Source organism: Rathayibacter sp. AY1B6, from assembly GCF_002932755.1.
Taxonomy (GTDB): domain Bacteria; phylum Actinomycetota; class Actinomycetes; order Actinomycetales; family Microbacteriaceae; genus Rathayibacter.
Genome location: NZ_PSWL01000001.1, coordinates 42,093 through 64,396, shown reverse-complemented (window position 1 = coordinate 64,396; position 22,304 = coordinate 42,093). Strand labels below are relative to the sequence as shown.

Sequence of the window (22,304 nt, the reverse complement as noted above, 5' to 3'; positions counted from 1 at the left end):
GGCTCAGACCGGGACGCGGACCTGCTGCAGGATCCCGCCCAGGACGGCCTCGGTGCGGACGCCCTCGAGCTCCGCCTCCGGCTCCAGCTGGATGCGGTGGCGCAGCACGGGCAGGACCATCGCCTGCACGTGGTCCGGGGTGATCGAGCCGTATCCGTTGAGCCACGCCCAGGCGCGGGACGCCGCGAGCAGGGCGGTCGAGCCGCGGGGACTGGTGCCGAGCTTGACGCTCGGGCTCTCACGGGTGGCGCGGGCGAGGTCGACGATGTAGCCGAGGACGTCGGGGCCGGCTCCGACGCGCCGGGCCGAGGCCTGAGCGGCGCGAAGGCGGGCGGCGTCGAGCACAGGGCGCACGCCCGCGGCGTCGAGGTCGCGCGGGTCGAACCCGGCGGCGTGGCGCGAGAGCACCTCCACCTCGACGTCGCGCGGCGGGATGTCGAGCACGAGCTTGAGCAGGAACCGGTCCAGCTGGGCCTCCGGGAGCACGTAGGTCCCCTCGTACTCCACCGGGTTCTGGGTGGCGGCGACGAGGAACGGGTCCGGCAGAGGCAGGGTGCGTCCGTCGACGCTGACCTGGCGCTCCTCCATCGCCTCGAGGAGCGCGGCCTGGGTCTTCGGCGGCGTGCGGTTGATCTCGTCCGCCAGCAGGAGGTTCGTGAAGACCGGGCCCTCGCGGAAGGCGAAGCCGGAGGTGGAGGCGTCGTAGACGAGGGAGCCGGTGATGTCGCCGGGCATCAGGTCCGGCGTGAACTGCACCCGGCGGGTGTCGAGGCCGAGCGAGACGGACAGGGCGCGCACGAGGAGAGTCTTCGCGACTCCGGGGACGCCCTCGAGCAGGACGTGCCCGCCCGCGAGCAGGGCGATCAGGAGCCCGGAGACGGCGCCGTCCTGACCGACGACCGCGCGGCCGACCTCGGCGCGGACCCGGTCGAGCTCGGCGCGCAGGTCGTCGTCGGAGACCGGCGCTGCGTCGCGGGCGGAGGGGGTGGTGTCGCTCATCGGGAGGGGCCTTCCGGTCGTCGGGCGGTCGTCGGGGAGAGGGCGGCGCGGAGCGCGCTCTCGAAGCGGAGGAGCTCGTCGGAGGCGGCGACGAGGGCGGCGTCGTCGGCCGGCAGGTCGTCGACGAGAAGCCGACGCAGCGCGGTCGGATCGCGGCCGAGGCGCTCGGCGGCGACGGCGACGATCTCGTCGACTCCGGTCGCCGGAGCGAGTCCCAGGAGCGCGGCCGTGCGCCGGAGGGTGCCGATGCGCAGCGCATCGAGGGCGCGGGGCCGCAGGGCTCCGCGAGCGTAGAGCCGGGCGCGGCCACGGGCCGTCTCGCTGGCGTGCACGACGACCGGCAGCGGCTCGACCGCGAGCGGGCCGAGCCGACGGCCGCGCCAGACGGCGGAGGCGACGAAGACAGCCACCAGCAGCAGGAGGGCCGGGGTGACCCAGCCGGGGGCGAGGTCGGCGGGTGCGGGAGTGGTGCTCGCCTCGTCGGCGGCTCCGGCGCGGTACCAGACCAGCCGGTCCTCGCCGCCGAGCAGTCCGAGCGCGAGGGCGGCGCGGCCGTCCTCGCCGATGGTGCCGTTGCGGAGGAGGTCGGCGTCGCCGATCGCGGTGACCTCGGCCCCCTGCGGGAACCCGGTGCTCACGAGCAGGAAGCCGTCGTCGCCCGAGGGGAAGCAGCCGACGGCGTCGCCGTCGTCGAGGATCCGGTAGGTGCTCCCTCCGGCGGGCAGCGTCCCGGCGCGCTCGGCCGCGGGGAGCGGGCACTCGGCGCGGAAGGGGCCGTCGCCGGCCGGGGAGCCGGCGAAGCGGACGGCCGGCAGCAGGGCGTCCAGCGCGGCACCCCCCGGGGTCACCAGGACGAGCGACGCGTAGGCGCGGGCGAGCCGGCGGTACTGGGCCTCGTCGAGGGCGACGTCCGGGTCGTCGACGAGCAGTGTCGTGTCGGTGGACGAAGCGGCGAGAGCGGAGTCGAGGTCGTCGGCGCGGACGACCTCGACGCCCTGATCGCGCAGCACCTCGGCGAGCGCGCGGGCTCCGTCCGGGGTCGCGCTGTCGACGTCGAGGTCCGGAGCGGCCACCCGGGTCCCGGTCGCGACGGTGAGCAGCAGACTGCCGACCGCGACGATCACCAGGAGGAGCGCCCACACCCGTCCGCGGCGCAGCAGTGCGCCGAGGGTCGGGCTGGAGACCGTGTCGGCGCTCACCGGGGCGCCGCCAGGGCGTCGAGGACCGGCGAGGCCGCGTCGAGCTCGCGGTCCAGTGCCGCGACCCGCTCGTACTCGGCCGGGCCGCAGGGCTGCCCGAGGTAGCGCACGCGGTCGAAGTCGTCGGCTGTACGGCGCAGCGCGGCGGCGGAGGAGGGGAAGGCGGCGGAGGCGCGCGACGCCAGGCCGAGCGCGGTGGTGCCGGGCGAGACCCGCAGGACGGTCCGCTCGTCGAGGGAGCGCACCAGAGCGCGGAAGCGCTCGACGAGGGCCTCGTCCCAGTCCCCGCGGGCGGCCGCGGCCTCGGCGAGCGAGCGGAGGGTCGCGGCCGAGCGGGTGTCGTCGTCGGCGAGCACGGCTCCCGTGACGGTGCTGCGGCGCCCGGCGCGGGGCCGTCCGGCGATGACGAGCGCCGCGACCACGAGCGCCACGAGGACCAGCACGCCGATCACCGCGGCGATCGGCACCGGCGGGCCGTCGCCCTGCAGCGTGAGGGAGGCGAACCAGTCGCGCACCGCCTGCACCACCCGGTCGAAGAGGGTCGGCTCGGCCGCCCGGTAGCGCGGGTCGGCGAGCTCCTCGAGGAGGAGGCGGCGCGCCTGCTCCGCGTCGGGCTCGAGAGGGGCCGCGGCGAGGATCACGGGCGCTCCGGCACGGGGAAGGGATCGGGGGAGGGGCGTCCCGCCGCGCGCTCCTCGACGTGGCGCATCAGCACCAGGTCGAAGCCCTCGCGGCGCATCCTGCGGTCGAGGTAGACCAGGCCCGTCACGGCCGACTGGAGCACCGTTCCGACGGCGCCGATCACGAAGCCCACGGCGACGGAGGCGATCGTGACCACCAGCGAGGTGACGAGCTGCGCATCCGGATCGGTCGGGGCGATCAGGGCGCCGGCGATCGGGATGAGCAGGCTGAAGGGTGTGGCCACGATCTGGCCCGCGACCTGGATGATCACGGTCATCAGCGCGAGCGCGCCGAAGGTGCGCCAGAAGCCGCCCGCCACCAGCCGCCAGGAGCGCGCCACCGCGCGGCGCAGCGGCAGCCGCTCGACGACGATCAGGCTCGGCACCAGGGCGAGCTTCGTCGACAGCCAGACGCCCAGCGCGAGGGCGACCAGGCCGGAGCCGACGAGCACCAGGATCCCGCCGACGATCGCGCTCGACGTCCCGTCCATCGCTCCGATGACGAACAGCGGCACGGCCAGCGCCACGGCGAGGAGAACCAGGAGGAGGTAGCCGACGCCCTGCAGGACCGTCCAGCCGATCAGCGCCCAGAAGCGGCCCCGCAGCCGGGCGAGCAGCTGTCGGAAGGTCGCCCGCTCGCCGAGGACGCCGCGGGTGACCTCGAGCACGACCACGCCCTGCACCAGGGCCCCGCTGGCGAGCGAGACGGCGAGCGGGATGAGGGCGGCCAGGACCACGACCGCGAGGGACCCCGCGCCGACGGCGTCGCGGTCGGCGGACTCCGCCTGCGCGATGCGCCCGACGGCGAGCACCGCGATCAGGCCGTAGACCGCCAGGGCGAGCACCGACCCGAGGCCCTGCACCAGCAGAGCGACGCCCAGGGTCGTGCGGGGGCTGCGGCGGAGGACCTGGAACGGGGCGCCGAGCAGGGTGCCGAAGCCGAGCGGGCGCAGCGGCACGAGGCCGGGCCTGGGCGGGGGAGTCCAGCCGGGAGCGGGGCGACCGGGCGGCCAGGGGCCGGCGCCGGATCCGGCCGTCCAGGAGCCTCCGGCGGGACCGGGCGGTACGGGACCTGCGCTCGGCGGCGCGGGCGACCAGGACGGGGCGACGGGAGCGGGCGGCGGCGTGCGCCGGTCGCCGTCCTGCGCCGGGACGGCCGCGTCGTCCGGACGCCCTGCGGGCGGGGGCCACTGAGCTGCGTCGGTCATCCCCTCCATGCTGTCACAGGCCTGCGGGCCGGGTCCTCCCCCGAGCGGACCCCCTTCGCCCGCAGAGCCCGCTCCCCGCCCGCGGGGAGGTGCGTCGGTTAGCCTGGGGCGGTCACCGTGCGCGCCGTGGGCGGGCGCGACCCGAGACGAGGAAGAGCAGACCGATGAGCGCGCGCATTCTGGTGGTCGACGACGACGCCGCCCTGGCCGAGATGATCGGCATCGTCCTGCGCGCCGACGGGTACGACGTCTCCTTCTGCGCGGACGGCTCCGGCGCCCTCGAGGCCTTCCGGCGGGCCCGGCCGGACCTGGTCCTGCTCGACCTGATGCTGCCCGGGATCGATGGGATCGAGGTGTGCCGCGCGATCCGCGGCGAGTCCGGCGTCCCCGTCATCATGCTCACGGCCAAGTCCGACACGGCGGACGTGGTGCAGGGCCTCGAGTCCGGCGCCGACGACTACATGGTCAAGCCGTTCGACCCCAAGGAGCTCGTCGCGCGGATCAAGACGCGCCTGCGACCCGCCACCGCCGCCGCGAACGCGGTGCTGCAGGTCGGCGACCTGAGCCTCGACGTCGCCGGCCACGAGGTCCGCCGCGGCGAGACGCGCATCGGCCTGACCCCGCTCGAGTTCGACCTCCTCCTCGCCCTCGCCTCCAAGCCCCAGCAGGTCTTCACCCGCGAGATGCTGCTCGAGCAGGTCTGGGGCTACCACTACAAGGCCGACACCCGCCTTGTGAACGTGCACGTCCAGCGCCTGCGCGCCAAGGTCGAGAAGGACCCGGACGACCCCCGCATCGTGATGACCGTGCGCGGCGTCGGCTACCGCGCCGGCGCCGTCCTCCCGAGCTGACCGTGCGCCGCCTCGCCGCTCCCGACGTGCGCCGGTGGCCCCGCCGCGTGCTCGGGGTGTGGCGCACGTCGCTGCAGTTCCGCGCGGTCGCGATCACGGTCCTGCTCAGCGGCATCGCCATCGGCTCGACCGGCGTCTACCTCTCGTACAGCATCAGCGACAACCTGTTCCAGTCGCGGCTGACGCAGGTCACGGGCGACACGTCGCGCGCGACCCGGGCCGCGCAGGGCTACCTCGACGCCGCCACCGTCTCCACCCGCCAGGACATGGAGGAGGTGATGAGCTCGGTGCGCACCGCCGTCCGGGACGCCTCCTCCTCCGCGCTCATCGCCGTCGTGCGCTCGCCCGACCAGGAGGCGTCGTCGCTGGCGCCCCAGGACATCTACAACCGCGAGCTGCAGAACGGCGTGATCAGCGACGCGCTGCGCGAGCGGGTGCAGGCGGGCTCCGACGGGCAGTACTGGCAGTCGGTGACGCTCGACGCCTCCGGTCAGCAACAGCCGGGCATCCTCGTCGGCTCGACCCTCGAGCTGCCGAGCTCGGCCGGGCGCTACGAGCTGTACATCGGCTACTCCCTCGCGGACGCGGAGCGCACCCTCCAGTTCGTGCAGCAGGTGCTCAACGTGGCGGGGATCCTGCTCATCCTGCTGATCGGAGCGGTCAGCTGGGTCGTCGTGCGGATCGTCGTCGCCCCGGTGCGGGTCGCGGCAGAGACGAGCCAGCGCCTCGCCGCCGGCGACTTCGACGTGCGGATCCCGGAGCGGGGCCAGGACGTGATCGCGACCCTCGCCCGGTCCTTCAACGGCATGGCGGACAGCCTGCAGGACCGGATCAGCGAGCTCGCGACGCTCAGCCGGGTCCAGCAGCGCTTCGTCTCGGACGTCTCGCACGAGCTCCGCACGCCGCTGACGACGATGAAGCTGGCCGGGGACGTGCTCTACGACCAGCGCGAGGACTTCGCCCCGGTCGCCGAGCGCACGGTCGAGCTGCTGCACAGCCAGATCGACCGCTTCGAGAGCCTCCTCGCCGACCTGCTCGAGATCTCCCGCCACGACGCGGGGTCGGCCGAGCTCGAGCTCGAGCCGGTCAACCTGGTGAAGCTGGCCGGTGACGAGATCGAGGCGATGCGCGGGATCGCGGAGGCGAACGGCTCCCGGCTCACGCTCTCCGCCCCGGGCGGCTACTTCGACGCCGACCTCGATCCGCGCCGCATCCGCCGGATCGTCCGCAATCTGCTGGGCAACGCGATCGAGCACGGCGACGGCCGCGAGGTCGTGGTCACCGTCGACAGCAACGCCAGCGCGGTCGCCCTCGCCGTGCGCGACTACGGCCACGGCATGAGCAGCGAGGAGGTCGTGCGCGTCTTCGACCGCTTCTGGCGCGCCGATCCGTCCCGCCGCCGCACGCTCGGCGGCACCGGCCTCGGCCTCTCCATCGCGCAGGAGGACACGGCCCTGCACCACGGCTGGCTGCAGGTCTGGTCCGTGCCGGACCGCGGCGCCTGCTTCCGCCTCACCGTGCCCCGGCACCGCGGCGAGCGGATCGAGGCCTCGCCGCTCCCGCTGCCCCCGGTCGACGCGGGCGAGCAGGCCTACAGCGGGCCGATCGTCCTCCCGCCGCTGCAGGCTCCTCCGGTCGGGGCCGCGGGGGTGCTCCCGTGAGGCGCGGCGTCCTCCGTGCCGCCGCGGCCGCCGCGCTGCTCGCGCTCGGGCTGGCCGGGTGCGCCGGCATCCCGAGGGACGGCGACGTGGGAGTCGGACGGCCCGACACCGCGCCGCAGGACCTCCAGTACGACTTCCTCCCGTCAGGACCCGCCGTCGGTGCGTCGCAGCGCGACATCCTCACCGGCTTCATCGACGCCGCGTCGAGCCCGCAGAGCAACTACAAGATCGCCCGGGAGTTCCTCTCCACCGGCGCCGACTGGACGCCGGGCGAGCACGTGACGGTCGACGAGGGCCAGCGCTCCGCCTCGCCGCAGTCGGGCTCCACGCTCTCGCTGACGATCACGCCCGTCGCCGAAGTCGACGCGACCGGCGTCTACACCGACCTCGCCACCACGGCCGGCCTGACCCTCGACTACGGCTTCGTCCAGGAGAACGGCGAGTGGCGCATCAGCGCGCCGCCGAGCGGTGTCGTGATCGATCGCACCACGTTCGAGCAGGTCTTCTCGACGCACGCCCTCTACTTCTTCGACCCCGGATACCAGTACCTCGTGCCGGACCTGCGCTGGTTCGCCTCGCGCGCCGACAGCTCCACCAGCACCACGATCGTCACCGAGCTGCTGCGCGGCCCCACACCGTGGCTGCGGGACTCCGCCGCCGTCGTGTCGGCCTTCCCGACCGGGACGACGCTGGCGGCCGAGACCGTGCCGGTCGAGTCGCAGCGGGCCGTGGTCGACCTGAACCCGGCCGCGCTCGAGGCCGATCCGGCGCAGTGGCGGCTGATGGCCCTGCAGCTGAACCGGAGCCTCGCGAACGTCTCCAACGTCACCGGCGTCGCGCTCTCGGTCGAGCAGAACCCGATCGACGTCCCCTCCGAGGTCACCGGGCTGCCGACCTCGCCCCGCGTCGACACCCGGCCGCTCGTGCTGACCGACGACGCCTTCGGCTTCCTCGGCTCCTCCGGCCTGGCCGGCCTCGGGATCTCGGATCGGATCGAGGCGCTGCAGCCGCGGGCCGCGGTGCTCGGCGAGCAGCGCGGGGCCGACTCCGACGCGGCCGCCGCCGTGCTCACCACCGCGGGCGTGAGCCTCGTGGATCCGGACGGCGGCGACGTCCTGCTCGACGCGCGCTCGGGCCTCGTCGCGCCGACCATCGATCCGCTCGGGTACGTCTGGTCCGTGCCCTCGGCCTCGCCCGGGCAGCTGGTGGCGTACTCCGCGGACGGCTCACGCTCGATGCAGGTCGCGACGGCCTGGAGCGAGGTCGAGTCGCTCGCCTCGATCGCGGTGTCCCGCGACGGCACCCGGATGCTGGCGCTCGCCCAGGACGGGCAGCAGGCGACAGTGCTGGTGGCCGGCATCACCCGCTCGCGCGACGGCGACCCGGTGGCGGTCGGCGAGCCGGTCGTCCTCCGCTCGACCCTGGGGACCGCGGTCGCCGCGGCCTGGACGGACGAGCTCGACGTGGTCTCGGTCGTCCGAGGCTCGACGGGGGAGGACGCGGTCACGATGAACCTCCTCGGCGGAGGCGCCACGGCGCTCGGCACGACGACGGGCACGGTCCAGATCGCCGCGGGCAACACCTCGACCCAGGTCCGCATCCTCGCCGAGGGCGGGGAGCTCCGGCAGCAGCGGGGCTCGGCCTGGCAGACGATCGCGACGGACATCCGGCTGCTCGCGGCGCAGACCGGCATGGGGTCCTGACGGGTCCTGTCCCCGGCGGCGACTACCCACGGCGGCGGTGCGCTCCGGATGCTCCTCCCCAGGTTCGTCCAGCGGGCGGATCGTCCCGGTCCGACGGATCCGCACCCCGCGCCGCGGCTCGGTCGGCGAGCGTGGAGGAATGCTCTCCGATCACCTGCTCGACGCCCTCGCCGTCCTCCTCCCGCTGGAGTGCCCCGCCTGCGGAGAGCCGACGAGCCGGGCGCCCTGCCCGGACTGCTCGGCCGACGCGGCCGCCTCGGCGTCACTGCTGACCCGCGTCGTCGGGCCGCCGGACGATCCGCTCCTCGTCGTCACCGGGGCCCCGTACGAGGGCACGGTGCGCCGCCTCGTCGTCGCGCTGAAGGAGGAGGGCCGCACTGCCTGCCTCGCCCCGCTCGGCGCGCTGCTGCGCCCGGCCCTCGGCGCGGCGCTCGCCGGCAGCCCCGCGATCCTGGTCGTCCCGCCCGGCTCCTGGCTCGGCCGCGTGCGGCGGGGCGCCGATCCCGTCGCGCAGCTGGTCGCCGCCGCGGGAGGGCGGGCGGCGCGTCCTCTCCGGCGGTCGCGGATGGTCCGCGATCAGGTCGGGCTCGGCCGCGTCGAGCGGCGCGGCAATCTCGACGGGGCGTTCCGCGCCCGCCGGCCGCTCTCGTCGTGGCCGCCGGTGGTCCTCGTCGACGACGTGGTCACCTCGGGCGCGACCCTGCTCGAGCTGCGGCGCGCCGTGCGCGCGGCGGGCGGGACCGTCAGGGCGGCGGCAGCGCTCGCCGGCACTGCGGAACGAGGAGGGAACGTACCAGCAGAATCCGGACGAACTCCCGGTGACGATCCGGTGGCCGGGGTCTACGGTGGGGGCACGGCGTGAACGGTCCGCCCCGGAGAAAGGCGGCACGCCGTACTCGACTGGGAGGTTGTCATGGACATCGACATCACAGGACGCAACATCGACATCACCGATCGCTTCCGCGCGTACGCGACGGAGAAGTCGGACAAGGTGGCGCACCTCGCCGATCGTGCTCTCGCGCTCGAGATCAAGGCGAGCAGGCACGCCGAGGGCAAGGGCTCGGCCGGCGGCGACCGCGTGGAGCTGACGCTGATCGGCAAGGGGCCCGTGGTCCGGGCCGAGGCGAGCGGAGCCGACAAGTACGCGGCGTTCGACGTCGCCATCGGCCGGCTGCTCGAACGGGTGAGACGGGCCAAGGATCGGAAGAAGGTCCATCGGGGCCAGCATCGGCCGACCTCGCTCCGCGACGCGGCCGCCGACGACTTCAGCGTCGTCGCCATCCAGCCGGCCGACGCCGCGGTGCTCGAGCAGTTGAGCACGGGCGTGATCCCCGTGCAGGAGGCGCCGGAGCCGGTGGAGGACGAGGCGGAGGAGCCGTACTGCCCCGTCGTCATCCGCAAGAAGGTCTTCGCCTCCGTCTCGATGACCGTCGACGACGCCGTCGACTACATGGAGCTGGTCGGACACGACTTCTACCTCTTCATCGACTCCGACACGAACCGCCCGAGCGTGGTCTACCGCCGCAAGGGCTGGGACTACGGCGTCATCGGCCTCGGCGACGAGGCCGACGAGCTCGCCGAGCAGGCCGCCGGCTGAGATCCGACCCCGGGCCCCGGAGCATCCGCTCCGGGGCCCTCCCCGTGCCCAGGCAGGGAGTCCGCCCAGGGCGGACGCGTCGCCCCGACCGCTCACCGCCCGCCCCGGCTAGGCTGGTCGCGGTCCGCGCTCCGGCGCGCGACTCCTGTCTTCTACTTTTTTGGAGTACCCCGTGGCCTCTGTCCTCGAAAAGGTCCTTCGCGTCGGGGAGGGGCGGGTCATCCGCCGCCTCGAGAACTACGCGAAGGCCGTCAACGCCCTCGAAGAGGACTTCACGCACCTCAGCGACGAGGAGCTGAAGAACGAGACCGTCGAGCTGCGCGAGCGCTACTCGAACGGCGAGTCCCTCGACGACCTGCTGCCGGAGGCGTTCGCCGCCGTCCGTGAGGCCTCGCGCCGGACGCTCGGCCTCCGCCACTTCGACGTGCAGCTCATGGGCGGCGCCGCCCTGCACCTGGGCAACATCGCCGAGATGAAGACCGGAGAGGGCAAGACGCTCGTCGCCACCCTCCCGGCCTATCTCAACGCGATCGCCAGTCGCGGCGTGCACATCGTCACGGTGAACGACTTCCTCGCGTCGTACCAGTCCGAGCTGATGGGGCGCGTGTTCCGCGCCCTCGGCATGACGACCGGGGTGATCCTCTCCGGCCAGACCCCGGAGCAGCGCCGCGAGCAGTACGCGGCCGACATCACCTACGGCACGAACAACGAGTTCGGCTTCGACTACCTCCGCGACAACATGGCGTGGCAGGCGCAGGACATGGTCCAGCGCGGCCACTTCTACGCCATCGTCGACGAGGTCGACTCGATCCTCATCGACGAGGCCCGCACGCCGCTGATCATCTCCGGACCGGCCTCGGGCGAGGCGAACCGCTGGTTCGCGGAGTTCGCCAACCTCGCGAAGCGCCTCGACGAGGGCGAGGACTTCGAGGTCGACGAGAAGAAGCGCACCGTCGGCGTCCTCGAGCCCGGCATCGAGAAGGTCGAGGACTACCTCGGCATCGACAACCTCTACGAGTCGGCGAACACGCCGCTGATCTCGTTCCTCAACAACGCCATCAAGGCGCGCGCACTGTTCAAGAAGGACAAGGACTACGTCGTGCTGAACGGCGAGGTCCTGATCGTCGACGAGCACACCGGCCGCATCCTGGCGGGACGCCGCTACAACGAGGGCATCCACCAGGCCATCGAGGCGAAGGAGGGCGTGCAGGTCAAGGCCGAGAACCAGACCCTGGCGACCGTCACGCTCCAGAACTACTTCCGCCTCTACGCGAAGCTCTCCGGCATGACCGGAACGGCCGAGACCGAGGCCGCCGAGTTCATGTCGACCTACAAGCTCGGCGTCGTCCCGATCCCGACGAACCGCAAGATGCAGCGGATCGACAACGCCGACCTCGTCTACAAGAACGAGCAGGTCAAGTTCGCCCAGGTCGTCGAGGACATCGCGGAGCGCCACGCGGCCGGGCAGCCGGTCCTCGTCGGCACGACCAGCGTCGAGAAGAGCGAGTACCTCTCGCGCCTGCTCGCCAAGAAGGGCGTGCGCCACGAGGTCCTGAACGCCAAGAACCACGCGCGGGAGGCGGCCATCGTCGCTCAGGCCGGCCGCCTCGGCGCCGTCACCGTCGCGACCAACATGGCCGGTCGAGGCACCGACATCATGCTCGGCGGCAACGCCGAGTTCCTCGCGGTCTCCGAGATGACGGCGAAGGGCCTCAACCCCTCCGAGACCCCGGAGGAGTACGAGGCCGCATGGGACGAGGTCTTCGCGGCCGTCAAGGAGAAGGTGGGTGAGGAGGCCGAGAAGGTCCAGGCCGCCGGAGGCCTCTACGTGCTCGGCACCGAGCGCCACGAGTCGCGCCGCATCGACAACCAGCTCCGCGGACGCTCGGGCCGCCAGGGCGACCCGGGGGAGAGCCGCTTCTACCTCTCGCTCACCGACGACCTGATGCGCCTGTTCAACTCCGGCGCCGCCGAGGCGCTCATGGGCCGGGGCAACGTCCCGGACGACATCGCCATCGAGTCGAAGGTCGTCTCGCGCGCCATCCGCAGCGCCCAGTCGCAGGTCGAGGCCCGCAACGCCGAGATCCGCAAGAACGTCCTCAAGTACGACGACGTCCTCAACCGCCAGCGCGAGGCGATCTACTCGGACCGCCGCCACATCCTCGAGGGCGACGACCTGCACGAGCGCACCCAGAAGTTCCTCGTCGACGTGATCGACGAGATTCTCGAGGTGCACACCGGCGACGGCAACGGCGACGACTGGGACTTCGACGCCCTCTGGACCGAGCTGAAGACGCTGTACCCGATCAGCCTCACCATCGACGAGGTGGTGCAGGAGGCGGGCAGCCGCGGCCGCATCAACAAGGAGTTCATGCGCCGCGAGATCCTCTCGGACGCGCAGCTCGCCTACCAGCGCCGCGAGGAGCAGCTGGGCTCTCCCGCCATGCGCGAGCTCGAGCGCCGCGTCGTGCTCTCGGTGATCGACCGCCGCTGGCGCGACCACCTCTACGAGATGGACTACCTCAAGGACGGCATCGGCCTGCGCGCGATGGCCCAGCGCGACCCGCTGGTCGAGTACCAGCGCGAGGGCTTCGCCCTGTTCCAGCAGATGATGGGGCAGATCCGCGAGGAGACCGTCGGCTTCCTCTTCAACCTCGAGGTCGAGGTGACCCAGAAGCAGGGCGAGGTCGCCGGAGTCGCGGCCAAGGGGCTCGCTCAGCCGGTGGCTCCGGCCGAGAAGCTCAGCTACTCGGCGCCGAGCGACACCGGCGGCGTCGAGGTCCGCAACCAGCGCGGACAGGTGCAGCAGGCGGCCACCGCGAAGGCCCGCGCCGAGGAGGCCCGCAAGGCGCTCCCCGAGGGCGAGGCGGAGGAGACTCCGACGACCGGCGCCTTCGGCCAGAAGCCGGGCGGCTCGGACGCCCCTCCCGCCAACCGCGAGGAGCGCCGCGCGCAGTCCAAGCGCCGCTGAGTCCTCCCGGACGACGCCGACGGCCCCGGTCCCGCAGCAGCGGGGTCCGGGGCCGTCGGCGTTCCTGCGGAGGCTTCGGATCCCCTTAGCGCCCGCCGTCAGGACTCGCCGCGCGCGAGGGCCGGGACGAAGCCGCCGGCGAAGGTGTCGCCGAGACCGATCGTCGTCGGCCGGTCCGTCTCGAGGACGAGCCCGGGGACGCAGCAGGCCTCGAGCGTCGACTCCACCGCTGCGCAGACCGCTTCCGAGCCGGGCTGGGGAGGGAGCCCGCCGACGCGGTCGTAGTCGGCGGCGGTGAAGCCGTCTCCGAGGAGGTAGCGGAGCTCGGTCGCGCCGACTCTCTCGTCACCGACGCCCCGCCGCCCGGGAGCGCTGACCCGCTCCTCACAGCACGGTGATCGCGGTGGCCCGCCAGCGCGCATCCGTGCCCTCGAGCCGGATCGCGACGGCTCGGCTCCGTGCGCGGTGATGCACCAGGACCACTCCCTCGACGACGCCGTCCCGCGGCTCCGTGACGATCACCCGTCCGACCGTGAACGGGACGCGCTGCGCCGTCCGCTTCCGCAGGCTGCGGGCGCGGGCCGCGAGCACGACCCGCTTCTGCAGGTGGTGGTACACCTCGTCGCTCAGCCACCGCGCGATCTGGTCGATCTCTCGCGAGCCCTCGAGGATCTCGATCACGAGGTGCGTGAGGCGGGCGAGCAGGGGCTCCGGATCGGGCAGCTCCGCGCGGGTCGCGGGCTGAGGGGCGAAGAACTCCGCGAGAGTGAGCGGCTCCACGGCCGCCTCGGGGTCGAGGGGGAGGGTGCGGTAGTCGAAGGCGTGGAGGGGAAGGCTCATGCGGCGATCTCCTGGGGCAGGACGAGCTGTTCACGGGTCCGGGTCACCTCTCTGCTCGACGGGCGGGGCGCGCCGGGTCGGCACGCGAGGACGACCTCATCGAAGCAGTCGAGAGATGCTCATGGAGCGCAGATGCGCAGTCTGTGGATAATCGTCGGCCGCCCCGAGCTGTGGACAGCGAGTGCGGCGTGCGCCGCCCGAGCGCGCCCTAGGCTTGGCGGGTGTCGACCCTTAGTGACCTCGTCCTCTCCCACGGCCGATCCGACGAAGCGGACGTCGAATGGCTGCACTTGCTGGTCGGCGACCTGCAGCTGCTCGCCGACCTGGCCTTCGCCGACATCGTGCTCTGGGTGCCCACGGCCGACGACAGCTTCGTCGCCGTCGCCCACGCGCGCCCCAGCAGCGCGGCGACGCTCTTCTACCGCGACTTCGTCGGGCAGAGGATCAAGTCGGAGTGGCGCGCCCAGGTCGTCGAGGCGTTCGAGGCCGCTCGGATCGTCGACACCTCCGCCCCGGACTGGTTCGAGGAGACGCCCACCCGCGTGCGCGCGGTGCCCGTCCTGCGCCGCCTGGGGGCCTCCGACGGCGGGACGACGGACCGCCCCATCGCGGTCGTCACGCGCCACACCAACCTCAGCGAGACGCGCACGCCGAGCCGGCAGGAGCTGACGTTCAACGACTGCGCGAACGACCTCTTCTCGATGATCGCCTCGGGCGACTTCCCCGATCTGGGCGCGCCGACCGGGCCTCGCCGGGGAGCGCCGCGCGCGTCCGACGGCCTGATCCGCCTGGACGTCGACGGCGTCACCACGTTCGCGAGCCCCAACGCCCTCTCGGCGTTCAACCGCATCGGGTTCGCCGACGAGCTCGAGGGGGAGTCGCTCGCCGAGGTCACCACGAAGCTGATCGCCGGCAAGGTCGTCATCGACGAGTCGCTCCCGCTGGTCGTGACCGGCCGGGCGCCGTGGCGCACCGACATCGAGGCCCGCGGAGTGACGGTGTCGCTGCGCGCGATCCCGATCCGCGACCGCGGCGAGCGGGTCGGCGCCGTCGTCCTGTGCCGCGACGTGACGGAGCTGCGCCACCAGGAGCGGGAGCTCATCACCAAGGACGCGACGATCCGCGAGATCCACCACCGCGTCAAGAACAACCTGCAGACCGTGGCCTCGCTGCTGCGGATCCAGGCCAGGCGCACCCACTCCGACCTCGCCCGGGAGGCGCTCACGCAGGCGATGCGCCGCGTCGCCGCCATCGCGGTCGTGCACGACACCCTCTCGGAGGGGCTGAACCAGAACGTCGACTTCGACGCGGTCTTCGACCGGGTGCTGCTGCTGATCGCCGAGGTCGCCTCGACCCACAACACCACGGTGCACCCGAAGCTGACGGGGAGCTTCGGCAACCTCCCCAGCGAGTACGCGACTCCGCTCGCCCTCGCCCTGACCGAGCTGGTCACCAACGCCGTCGAGCACGGCCTGGCCGGACGCGAGGGCGACGTGGAGATCGTCGCCTCGCGCAGCGACGACGAGCTCACGGTGAAGGTGCGCGACACGGGCGTCGGGCTGCCGGAGGGAAAGGTGGGATCGGGCCTGGGCACGCAGATCGTGCGCACGCTCATCCAGGGCGAGCTCGGCGGCACGATCGACTGGCACACGCTGGTCGGGCGCGGCACAGAGGTCACCATCGAGGTGCCGCTGCGGTGGCTGGAGCGCGCCCGCTCCTGAGCCCGGAGACGACGCGACCCCCGCTGCCGAGAGGCGACGGGGGTCGGGATCGTTCGTGCCGCCGAGCGGCTGGTGCGCCTAGGAGGCGCGGCGTGCGCGGGCGGCGCGGCGCTTCAGGGCACGGCGCTCGTCCTCGCTGAGGCCGCCCCACACGCCCGAGTCCTGGCCGGTCTCGAGGGCGTACTGGAGGCAGACCTCGGTGACGGTGCAACGTGCGCACACCGACTTCGCCTTCTCGATCTGGTCCACGGCCGGGCCGGTGTTGCCGACCGGGAAGAAAAGCTCGGGGTCTGCGGTGAGGCAAGCGGCCTTGTCGCGCCAGTCCATGCGGGTGCTCCTTGTGTGAAGGCGTGCGTGGAGGAACCACGCAGTGTTCGGGTGGGATGATCGATCCACGCCGACGATCCCGACCAGTACTCGACCTCCGCGCCCTCACCGGCGCACGCCACGAGGCCCCGTGCTGGAGCGCGGGGTGGATCGGGGTGGTGGACGGGAGGACGCTCGGTTCTTGCCGGTGCACTCGACGCGATGCGCGAGCACTGCGTCGGCCACTCGGCTCCAGTGCTGGTCATCCGGCTCGCCCCCGTGCCTGACGGCGCGGCGGGATCGGATGTTCACATCGGCGGAAACCCACGACCCTGTGAGCGGTGAAACGAACTGGACTAGCCTGTCACGGGGATGAGCCCGAATCAAGAGTCCTGGATGGGATGTGCCTGTGACCGCTGACGCGAACGGGTCCCGCGGACCCCGCCCGGCCGCCTCCCGGCCGCTCGGCCTGGTCGTGCTGATCGCGGTCCTGGCCCTGGAGACGCTCGGCGTCGCGGCCGTCGCAGCGTGGCTGGTGCTCGAGCTGCTGACGACCCGCGCCGACACCGTCGGCGGCGGGATCGCCATCGTCGTCCTCGCGCTGATCGCCGTCTGCTGGGCCGCTGCGACGACGCTCGGAGCCGTGCGACGGCGCGGCTGGATGCGCGCGTCGGCGCTGACGATCCAGCTGGTGATGACGGCCGTGGCGCTCGGCGCCTTCCAGGGCCAGTACGCCGTGCCGGACATCGGCTGGGCGCTGCTGGCGCCGGCCGGGGTGGCCGTCGTCGCGCTGTTCCTCCCGAGCGTGGTCGCCGCCACGCGTCGCGATACGGGCGTGTAGCCGCACGGCTGGCGCGCCGCCGCTCGCGGGTGCGACGCTGGGGCGACCCCCCTCCTCGACACGGAAGCGACGCGCATGGACTCCACCCGACTCGGCTCCAGCGGCCTGCAGATCTCCTCGATCGTCCTCGGCTGCATGAGCTTCGGCGCTCCCGACCGCGGTGCCCACGGCTGGAGCATGGGCGAGGAGGAGTCGCGGACCTTCCTCCGGCGGGCGCTGGAGCTCGGCATCACCGCGTTCGACACGGCGGACGTCTACTCCGACGGCACGAGCGAGGAGTTCGTCGGCCGGGCGCTCGCGGACTTCGCGGTCCGCGAGGAGGTCGTGATCGCCACGAAGGTCCACGGGCGGATGCGCCCCGGCCCCAACGGCGGCGGCCTCTCGCGGCGGCACATCCTCAGCGCGATCGACGACAGCCTCCGGCGACTCGGCACGGACTACGTCGACCTCTACCAGATCCACCGCTGGGACCCCGAGACGCCGATCGAGGAGACGATGGAGACGCTCCACGACGTCGTCCGCTCGGGCAGGGCGCGCTACATCGGCGCCTCGAGCATGTGGGCGTGGCAGTTCGCGAAGGCGCAGTACACCGCGGATCTGGGCGGCTGGACGCGGTTCGTCTCGATGCAGGACCAGTACAACCTGATCCAGCGCGAGGACGAGCGCGAGCTGCACCCCTTCTGCGTCGACCAGGGAGTCGGCGTGATCCCGTGGTCGCCGCTCGCCCGGGGCCGGCTCACCCGCGACTGGGACGAGACCACTGCGCGCACCGAGACCGACGTCTTCGGCGGCACCCTCTACCGCCAGCAGGAGGAGGCCGACCGGCGGACCGTCGCGACCGTCGCACGCATCGCCGAGCAGCGCGGCGTGCCCCGTGCGCAGGTGGCGCTCGCCTGGGTCCGGCAGCAGGAGGCGGTCACCGCTCCGATCGTCGGAGCCACGAAGCTCCACCACCTCGACGACGCGGTCGCGTCGCTGGACGTGGAGCTGACCGCCGACGAGCTGGAGGCGCTGGGCGCCGACTACGCACCGCGGTTCAACGAGGGGTTCTGATCGATGCGCCACCGCTGATCCGCCCGAGCGGTCTCCACTACGCCTCCCCTCGAAGCCGACGGAAGCTCGGATCGGGGGCGGCACGGCGAGGAGTGCCGGGGATCCGCTGGGAGGGATCGTCACCGACGCCGAGGGCCGTCCCCTCGATCGCGCGGACGCCCCCGTCGGACGAGACGGCGACGGACACCGACTGCAGCACCCTGGCGGCGGTGAGCGCCGGAACCGGCGGCGTGCAGCCCGCCAGCGCGGCGGCCACGACCGCGATCGCCGCTCCGGCCGTCGTCCTGCGAGCATTCGAGCGCATCCTGACCACCTCTCGTCGCGACGGGGCACCGGTGGTGCCGCTCATGTCGACATGAGAGCTGCTCGCAGACGATCGGTGTCCGGAGAGCCGGTGGCGCGCGATGACCCGCACCGCGCGCCCGGGGTCAGACGAGCTTCAGCTTCTTGCGGAGCGCCTGCACGTGCCCGGTCGCCCGGACGCCGTACTGCGCGAACTCCAGCGCGCCCTCGGCTCCGACGACGAACGTCGAGCGCAGCACGCCGACGACGGTCTTGCCGTAGAGGCTCTTCTCGCCCCACACCGCGTAGGCGCGGTGCACGGTCATGTCGGGGTCGCTCAGCAGCGGGTAGGCGATGCCCTGGGCGTCGGCCCAGCGGCGCAGAGCCTCCGGCGCGTCCCGCGAGATCCCGAGGACCTCGTAGCCGGAGTCGCGGAGGGACGCCGCGTTGTCGCGGAAGTCGCAGGCCTCCGTGGTGCAGCCGGGGGTGTCGGCCTCGGGGTAGAAGAACAGGATGACGCGCCGTCCGCGGTACTCCGCGAGCGAGACGGGGTCGCCGTCCTGGTTCGGCAGCGTGAACTCCGGAGCGGAGTCGCCGGCGGCGAGGCGCGCCTCGGCGGGGAGGGGGGAGAGATCGGTCATCGTCTGCTTCCGTCGGTCGTGGCGAAGGTGGTCAGGAGGCGCTGGAGCGAGTCGAGGCGCTCCGGTCCGCTGGCGCCCAGCAGGCCGCCGGAGACGGCCTCGATGATCGCGCAGTCGGGGGAGTCGGGCAGGTGCGTGCAGCCGCGCGGGCAGTCCTGAGCGATCACCGCGAGGGTCGTGAAGGCACCGAGGATGTTGTCGGTGTTCACGTGGCCGAGTCCGAAGGAGCGGACGCCGGGGGTGTCGATCACCCAACCGTGCCGGTCGCCTCGCTCGACGCGCAGCGAGACGGTGGAGGAGGAGGTGTGCCGTCCGCGTCCCGTCACGGTGTTGACGCGCCCGATCGCCCGGTGCGCGTCCGGGACGAGCTTGTTCACGAGGGTGGACTTGCCGACTCCGGAGTGCCCGACGACCACGGTCTCGTGGCCGAGGAGGGCGTCGGCGATCTCGTCGACCGGCGGCTCGTCCTGGCTCGAGAGGAACACGCGGAGGTCGAGCCCCTCGAAGTTGCGGAGGAACGGGGCCGGGTCCGCGAGGTCGGTCTTGGTGATGCAGAGCATCGGCGTGATCCCGGCGTCGAAGGCGGCGACCAGGTAGCGGTCGACCAGCCGGGTCCGGGGCTCGGGGTCGGCGGCGGCCACGACGCAGAGCATCTGGTCGGCGTTGGCGACGATCACGCGCTCGATCGCGTCGGTGTCGTCGGCGCTGCGGCGGAGGAGGGTCGACCGCTCGCGGACGCGGACGATGCGGGCGAGCGTCCCCTCGTCGCCGCTGGAGTCCCCGACCACGTCGACGCGGTCGCCGGCCACGATCGCCTGGCGCCGCAACTCGCGGGCCCGGGCGGCCGTGAACTCGTGCTCCTCGGGCGTCCCGTCGCCGATCATCACGGTGTAGCGCCCCCGATCGACGCCGAGCACCATCGCGATCTCGGCGTCCTCGTAGGCGGGCCGGTTCTTGGTCCGGGGTTTCGTGCCTTTCGGATTCGGGCGCACCCGCGCGTCCGACTCGTCGTAGCCGTCGAAGTCGTCGAGAGCACCGTCGGCGTCGAGGCCGCTGTCCGTCCACCACGACACGGGTCAGACCGATCCGGCGAGGGTCGTCCACAGCTCCGGGAACTGCGGGAGGGTCTTCGCGGTCGTCGCGACGTCCTCGATCACCACTCCGGGGACCACGAGGCCGATCAGAGCGCCGGCGTGAGCCATGCGGTGGTCGGAGTAGGTGCGCCAGCGGCCGCCGTGGAGCTCGGCGGGCTCGATGCGCAGACCGTCCTCGAGCTCGGTGACCCGGCCGCCGAGGCCGGTGATCTCGGCGGCGAGGGCGGCGAGGCGGTCCGTCTCGTGGTGGCGGATGTGGCCGATCCCGGTCAGGGTGCTGGGAGTGGAGGCCAGTGCGGCGAGGGCGGCGAGGGCGGGGGCGAGCTCGCCGCCCTCCGACAGGTCGAGGTCCACGCCGAGGATCTCGTCGCCGCCGGTGACCACGAGGTCCTCGCCGTCGCGCTCGACGCGGGCGCCGAACAGAGGCAGGATCCGCTCGAGGTGCGCCCCGACCTGCGTGGTGACGGCCGGCCAGTGGCGCAGCCGGACCCGGCCGCCCGTGACGAGGGCCGCGGCGAGGAACGGCGCGGCGTTCGAGAGGTCGGGCTCGATCAGGACGTCGGCGCCGGCGATGGGCTGCGGCGCGACGGTCCACTCGCCGTCGGCGGGCGTGCCGACCTCGACGCCCCGGGCCGCCAGCGCGGCGACGGTCATGTCGATGTGGGGCCGGGAGGGGACGGCGCTGCCCTCGTGGCGCAGGTGGAGTCCCTCGTCGAAGCGGGCGCCCGCCAGCAGGAGCGCCGAGACGAACTGGCTCGACCGCGAGGCGTCGACGACGACGTCGCCGCCCCGGACGGATCCGGAGCCGTGGACGGTGAAGGGGAGCGCGCCGCGCCCGTCATCGGCGACGTCGACGCCGAGCGCGCGGAGGGAGGCGATGGTCGCCCCCATCGGCCGCTTCGCCGCGTACGCGTCGCCGTCGAAGGTGGTGGGGCCGAGCGCGAGGCCGGCCAGCGGCGGGACGAAGCGCATCACGGTGCCCGCGAGCCCGCAGTCGATCGTGGTCGAGCCGAGCAGCTCCTCCGCGGGCTCCACGACCAGGTCGGCGCCGAAGCCGCCGGTCGAGCCCGACTCCCGGATCGTGGTGCCGAGCGAGCGCAGCGCCTCGATCATCAGGGCGCTGTCGCGGGAGTGCAGCGGCGCCCGCAGCGTGGAGGGCCCGTCGGCCAGAGCCGCGAGCACGAGCTCGCGGTTGGTCAGCGATTTGGAGCCGGGCAGGCCGACCTCGGCGTCGAGAGCGCCGGCCGCGAGGGGTGCGGGCCAGGCGTCGTCGCCGGGGAGCGCACGGGCGTCGCCGTACGGATCGAACTCGGGAGCGGAATAACGCGAGAAGACCATCGGTTGTCAGGATAGTCGGCGCGCAGGGCGTCGTCAGGAGCGTGACGGAGGCGGAGCATGACGGCAGCACCCCCGGTCCTCCCCAGCAGCAGGCCCGTCGCCCGGAGGCGCCCTCGGGCAGCAACCCCGGTCGTCCGCCGCGCCGCCGCTCTAGAATCGCTCGTGATGACTCGCGACGACGAACCCCGCACCACCCCCGCCGACGAGGCTCCCGAGCCCGCCGACGCGGAGCAGACGATCGTGGAGACCGTCGAGGAGTCGCTGGACGACGCCCCGGTCGAGGCTCCCGTGGATCTCCGCTCCCTCTTCGAGCAGCAGGCGCTGCCCTTCATCGACCAGCTCTACGCTGCCGGTCTGCGGATGACGAAGAACCCCTCCGACGCGCAGGACCTCGTGCAGGAGACGTTCGCCAAGGCCTTCGGCGCGTTCCGCCAGTTCGAGCAGGGCACCAACCTGAAGGCCTGGCTCTACCGCATCCTCACGAACACGTTCATCAACTCGTACCGCAAGAAGCAGCGCGAGCCCTACCAGAGCGCGATCGACGAGCTCGAGGACTGGCAGCTGGGCGGCGCCGAGTCGACCACGGCCACCTCCAGCCGCTCGGCCGAGGCGGAGGCGATCGACCACCTCCCCGACACCGCGGTGAAGGAGGCGCTCCAGGCGATCCCGGAGGACTTCCGGCTCGCCGTCTACTTCGCCGATGTCGAAGGATTCTCCTACCAGGAGATCGCGGACATCATGAAGACCCCCGTCGGGACCGTCATGAGCCGGCTGCACCGCGGCCGGCGCATGCTGCGCGAACGACTCACCGACTACGCACGCGAGCGCGGATTCCGCGCCGCATTCACTTCCGGGAGCACGAAATGACCGACAGCGGCTGCACGAAGGCGAAGGCCGAGCTCGAGGAGTACCTCCACAACGAGCTGTGCAAGGAGGATTCCGCCGACATCCGCGAGCACATGGCGGGATGCGTGGACTGCGCCGACGAGGCGAAGGTCGGCGTGGTGCTGACGGTCGCCGTGCAGCGCGCGTGCAAGGAGACGGCGCCGGAGGACCTCCGCGCCCAGGTTCTCGGCATGCTCCGCGACGAGCACGCCGCGCACTCCCAGACGCCCGCCCGCCTCTAGGCGCAGCACGACCCGGGGAGCCCCGGCCCGACGAGGAGTCCCGCGCACCGCGGGCCCCTCGAGGGGCCGGGGCTCCGTCGTGTCCGGCGGCCTCCTGGCCGCCGACGCGCACAGCGGGAGCGCTGCTGCAGCTCCCGCAGGCCTGCGGTCCGGCACGGTCCCCCCGCAACGCGTCGGGCCCGCCGGAACACG

The 22,304-nt window shown here is 73.0% G+C and carries 22 protein-coding genes; 12 read left to right on the top strand and 10 right to left on the bottom strand.

What is annotated here, in order from left to right:
* Positions 1–3: 3 nt before the first annotated feature.
* Genes C5D08_RS00305 through C5D08_RS00290 form a run of 4 tightly spaced genes read right to left on the bottom strand, consistent with a single transcriptional unit; the run spans position 4 to position 4,086 of the window.
* Entirely contained in the window at positions 4–999 is a 996-nt protein-coding gene (locus C5D08_RS00305; RefSeq protein WP_104275305.1) for a MoxR family ATPase, read from the bottom strand.
* Positions 996–2,198, bottom strand: coding sequence for a DUF4350 domain-containing protein (locus C5D08_RS00300; RefSeq protein ID WP_104275304.1), 1,203 nt, complete (start codon positions 2,196–2,198; stop codon positions 996–998). Before C5D08_RS00300 ends, C5D08_RS00305 begins: the two co-directional genes overlap by 4 nt.
* Positions 2,195–2,839, bottom strand: coding sequence for a DUF4129 domain-containing protein (locus C5D08_RS00295; protein ID WP_104275303.1), 645 nt, complete (start codon positions 2,837–2,839; stop codon positions 2,195–2,197). Before C5D08_RS00295 ends, C5D08_RS00300 begins: the two co-directional genes overlap by 4 nt.
* Entirely contained in the window at positions 2,836–4,086 is a 1,251-nt protein-coding gene (locus C5D08_RS00290) for a hypothetical protein (protein ID WP_146086120.1), read from the bottom strand. Before C5D08_RS00290 ends, C5D08_RS00295 begins: the two co-directional genes overlap by 4 nt.
* Before the next feature lie 164 nt (positions 4,087–4,250).
* Here C5D08_RS00290 and mtrA point away from each other — a divergent pair, with 164 nt between their 5' ends.
* From mtrA to secA, 6 genes are all read left to right on the top strand, one after another.
* Complete coding sequence (mtrA, locus tag C5D08_RS00285) at positions 4,251–4,937, top strand: MtrAB system response regulator MtrA (RefSeq protein ID WP_104275302.1); 687 nt, start codon at positions 4,251–4,253, stop codon at positions 4,935–4,937.
* A 26-nt stretch (positions 4,938–4,963) separates the two neighbouring features.
* Positions 4,964–6,598 carry an MtrAB system histidine kinase MtrB gene (gene mtrB / locus C5D08_RS00280; protein ID WP_258067151.1) on the top strand — a complete coding sequence of 545 codons (1,635 nt, stop codon included), beginning with the start codon at positions 4,964–4,966 and terminating at the stop codon, positions 6,596–6,598.
* Complete coding sequence (locus C5D08_RS00275; protein ID WP_104275301.1) at positions 6,595–8,301, top strand: LpqB family beta-propeller domain-containing protein; 1,707 nt, start codon at positions 6,595–6,597, stop codon at positions 8,299–8,301. Before mtrB ends, C5D08_RS00275 begins: the two co-directional genes overlap by 4 nt.
* Before the next feature lie 139 nt (positions 8,302–8,440).
* A complete protein-coding gene (locus C5D08_RS00270; RefSeq protein ID WP_104275300.1) occupies positions 8,441–9,163 on the top strand; it encodes a ComF family protein in 723 nt (240 codons plus the stop codon).
* A gap of 51 nt (positions 9,164–9,214) precedes the next feature.
* Positions 9,215–9,898 carry a ribosome hibernation-promoting factor, HPF/YfiA family gene (gene hpf, locus C5D08_RS00265; RefSeq protein WP_104275299.1) on the top strand — a complete coding sequence of 228 codons (684 nt, stop codon included), beginning with the start codon at positions 9,215–9,217 and terminating at the stop codon, positions 9,896–9,898.
* Positions 9,899–10,070: 172 nt separating this feature from the next.
* Positions 10,071–12,869: a preprotein translocase subunit SecA gene (gene secA / locus C5D08_RS00260; RefSeq protein WP_104275298.1), complete on the top strand. Its 2,799-nt coding sequence runs from the start codon at positions 10,071–10,073 to the stop codon at positions 12,867–12,869.
* Positions 12,870–12,967: 98 nt separating this feature from the next.
* On the opposite strand, the gene C5D08_RS17225 is transcribed toward secA, so the two are convergent.
* On the bottom strand, positions 12,968–13,096 hold the full coding sequence (locus C5D08_RS17225) for a hypothetical protein (RefSeq protein WP_258067150.1): 129 nt from the start codon (positions 13,094–13,096) through the stop codon (positions 12,968–12,970).
* 157 nt (positions 13,097–13,253) lie between these two features.
* Positions 13,254–13,709: an Rv3235 family protein gene (locus C5D08_RS00250; RefSeq protein WP_219812826.1), complete on the bottom strand. Its 456-nt coding sequence runs from the start codon at positions 13,707–13,709 to the stop codon at positions 13,254–13,256.
* Between the two features lie 221 nt (positions 13,710–13,930).
* Here C5D08_RS00250 and C5D08_RS00245 point away from each other — a divergent pair, with 221 nt between their 5' ends.
* Entirely contained in the window at positions 13,931–15,430 is a 1,500-nt protein-coding gene (locus C5D08_RS00245) for a sensor histidine kinase (RefSeq protein ID WP_104275296.1), read from the top strand.
* 78 nt (positions 15,431–15,508) lie between these two features.
* Here C5D08_RS00245 and C5D08_RS00240 read toward each other — a convergent pair whose 3' ends face one another.
* Positions 15,509–15,757, bottom strand: coding sequence for a WhiB family transcriptional regulator (locus tag C5D08_RS00240; protein ID WP_055788231.1), 249 nt, complete (start codon positions 15,755–15,757; stop codon positions 15,509–15,511).
* A gap of 388 nt (positions 15,758–16,145) precedes the next feature.
* Here C5D08_RS00240 and C5D08_RS00235 point away from each other — a divergent pair, with 388 nt between their 5' ends.
* The 3 genes from C5D08_RS00235 (at position 16,146) to C5D08_RS16820 (ending at position 17,989) form a co-directional block, all read left to right on the top strand.
* Entirely contained in the window at positions 16,146–16,577 is a 432-nt protein-coding gene (locus C5D08_RS00235) for a hypothetical protein (RefSeq protein WP_104275295.1), read from the top strand.
* 75 nt (positions 16,578–16,652) lie between these two features.
* A complete protein-coding gene (locus tag C5D08_RS00230) occupies positions 16,653–17,630 on the top strand; it encodes an aldo/keto reductase (protein WP_104275294.1) in 978 nt (325 codons plus the stop codon).
* Positions 17,631–17,839: 209 nt separating this feature from the next.
* Positions 17,840–17,989, top strand: a complete 150-nt coding sequence (locus C5D08_RS16820) for a hypothetical protein (protein WP_181110314.1) — start codon at positions 17,840–17,842, stop codon at positions 17,987–17,989.
* Positions 17,990–18,058: 69 nt separating this feature from the next.
* Here the strand turns inward: C5D08_RS16820 and bcp are convergent, their stop codons facing one another.
* From bcp to aroA, 3 genes are read right to left on the bottom strand one after another with little or no spacing between them, the layout of a single operon-like run.
* Positions 18,059–18,553: a thioredoxin-dependent thiol peroxidase gene (gene bcp, locus C5D08_RS00220; protein WP_104275292.1), complete on the bottom strand. Its 495-nt coding sequence runs from the start codon at positions 18,551–18,553 to the stop codon at positions 18,059–18,061.
* Positions 18,550–19,626, bottom strand: a complete 1,077-nt coding sequence (gene rsgA / locus C5D08_RS00215; RefSeq protein WP_104275291.1) for a ribosome small subunit-dependent GTPase A — start codon at positions 19,624–19,626, stop codon at positions 18,550–18,552. Before rsgA ends, bcp begins: the two co-directional genes overlap by 4 nt.
* A 3-nt stretch (positions 19,627–19,629) precedes the next feature.
* On the bottom strand, positions 19,630–20,985 hold the full coding sequence (gene aroA / locus C5D08_RS00210) for a 3-phosphoshikimate 1-carboxyvinyltransferase (protein WP_104275290.1): 1,356 nt from the start codon (positions 20,983–20,985) through the stop codon (positions 19,630–19,632).
* A gap of 165 nt (positions 20,986–21,150) precedes the next feature.
* On the opposite strand from aroA, the gene C5D08_RS00205 reads away from it, so the two are divergent.
* Together C5D08_RS00205 and C5D08_RS00200 are read left to right on the top strand one after the other, a co-directional pair.
* Positions 21,151–21,852 carry a sigma-70 family RNA polymerase sigma factor gene (locus C5D08_RS00205; protein WP_104224117.1) on the top strand — a complete coding sequence of 234 codons (702 nt, stop codon included), beginning with the start codon at positions 21,151–21,153 and terminating at the stop codon, positions 21,850–21,852.
* Entirely contained in the window at positions 21,849–22,112 is a 264-nt protein-coding gene (locus tag C5D08_RS00200; protein ID WP_104275289.1) for a zf-HC2 domain-containing protein, read from the top strand. The genes C5D08_RS00205 and C5D08_RS00200 overlap by 4 nt, the downstream gene beginning before the upstream one ends.
* Positions 22,113–22,304 lie beyond the last annotated feature (192 nt).

Coding starts and splice junctions, on each gene's coding strand:
- C5D08_RS00230 (WP_104275294.1), top strand. CDS start 16,653: ATGGACTCCACCCGACTCGGCTCCAGCGGCCTGCAGATCTCCTCGATC.
- C5D08_RS00250 (WP_219812826.1), bottom strand. CDS start 13,709: ATGAGCCTTCCCCTCCACGCCTTCGACTACCGCACCCTCCCCCTCGAC.
- C5D08_RS00205 (WP_104224117.1), top strand. CDS start 21,151: ATGACTCGCGACGACGAACCCCGCACCACCCCCGCCGACGAGGCTCCC.
- mtrA (WP_104275302.1), top strand. CDS start 4,251: ATGAGCGCGCGCATTCTGGTGGTCGACGACGACGCCGCCCTGGCCGAG.
- hpf (WP_104275299.1), top strand. CDS start 9,215: ATGGACATCGACATCACAGGACGCAACATCGACATCACCGATCGCTTC.
- C5D08_RS00200 (WP_104275289.1), top strand. CDS start 21,849: ATGACCGACAGCGGCTGCACGAAGGCGAAGGCCGAGCTCGAGGAGTAC.
- bcp (WP_104275292.1), bottom strand. CDS start 18,553: ATGACCGATCTCTCCCCCCTCCCCGCCGAGGCGCGCCTCGCCGCCGGC.
- C5D08_RS00240 (WP_055788231.1), bottom strand. CDS start 15,757: ATGGACTGGCGCGACAAGGCCGCTTGCCTCACCGCAGACCCCGAGCTT.
- C5D08_RS00270 (WP_104275300.1), top strand. CDS start 8,441: ATGCTCTCCGATCACCTGCTCGACGCCCTCGCCGTCCTCCTCCCGCTG.
- C5D08_RS00305 (WP_104275305.1), bottom strand. CDS start 999: ATGAGCGACACCACCCCCTCCGCCCGCGACGCAGCGCCGGTCTCCGAC.
- aroA (WP_104275290.1), bottom strand. CDS start 20,985: ATGGTCTTCTCGCGTTATTCCGCTCCCGAGTTCGATCCGTACGGCGAC.
- C5D08_RS00290 (WP_146086120.1), bottom strand. CDS start 4,086: ATGACCGACGCAGCTCAGTGGCCCCCGCCCGCAGGGCGTCCGGACGAC.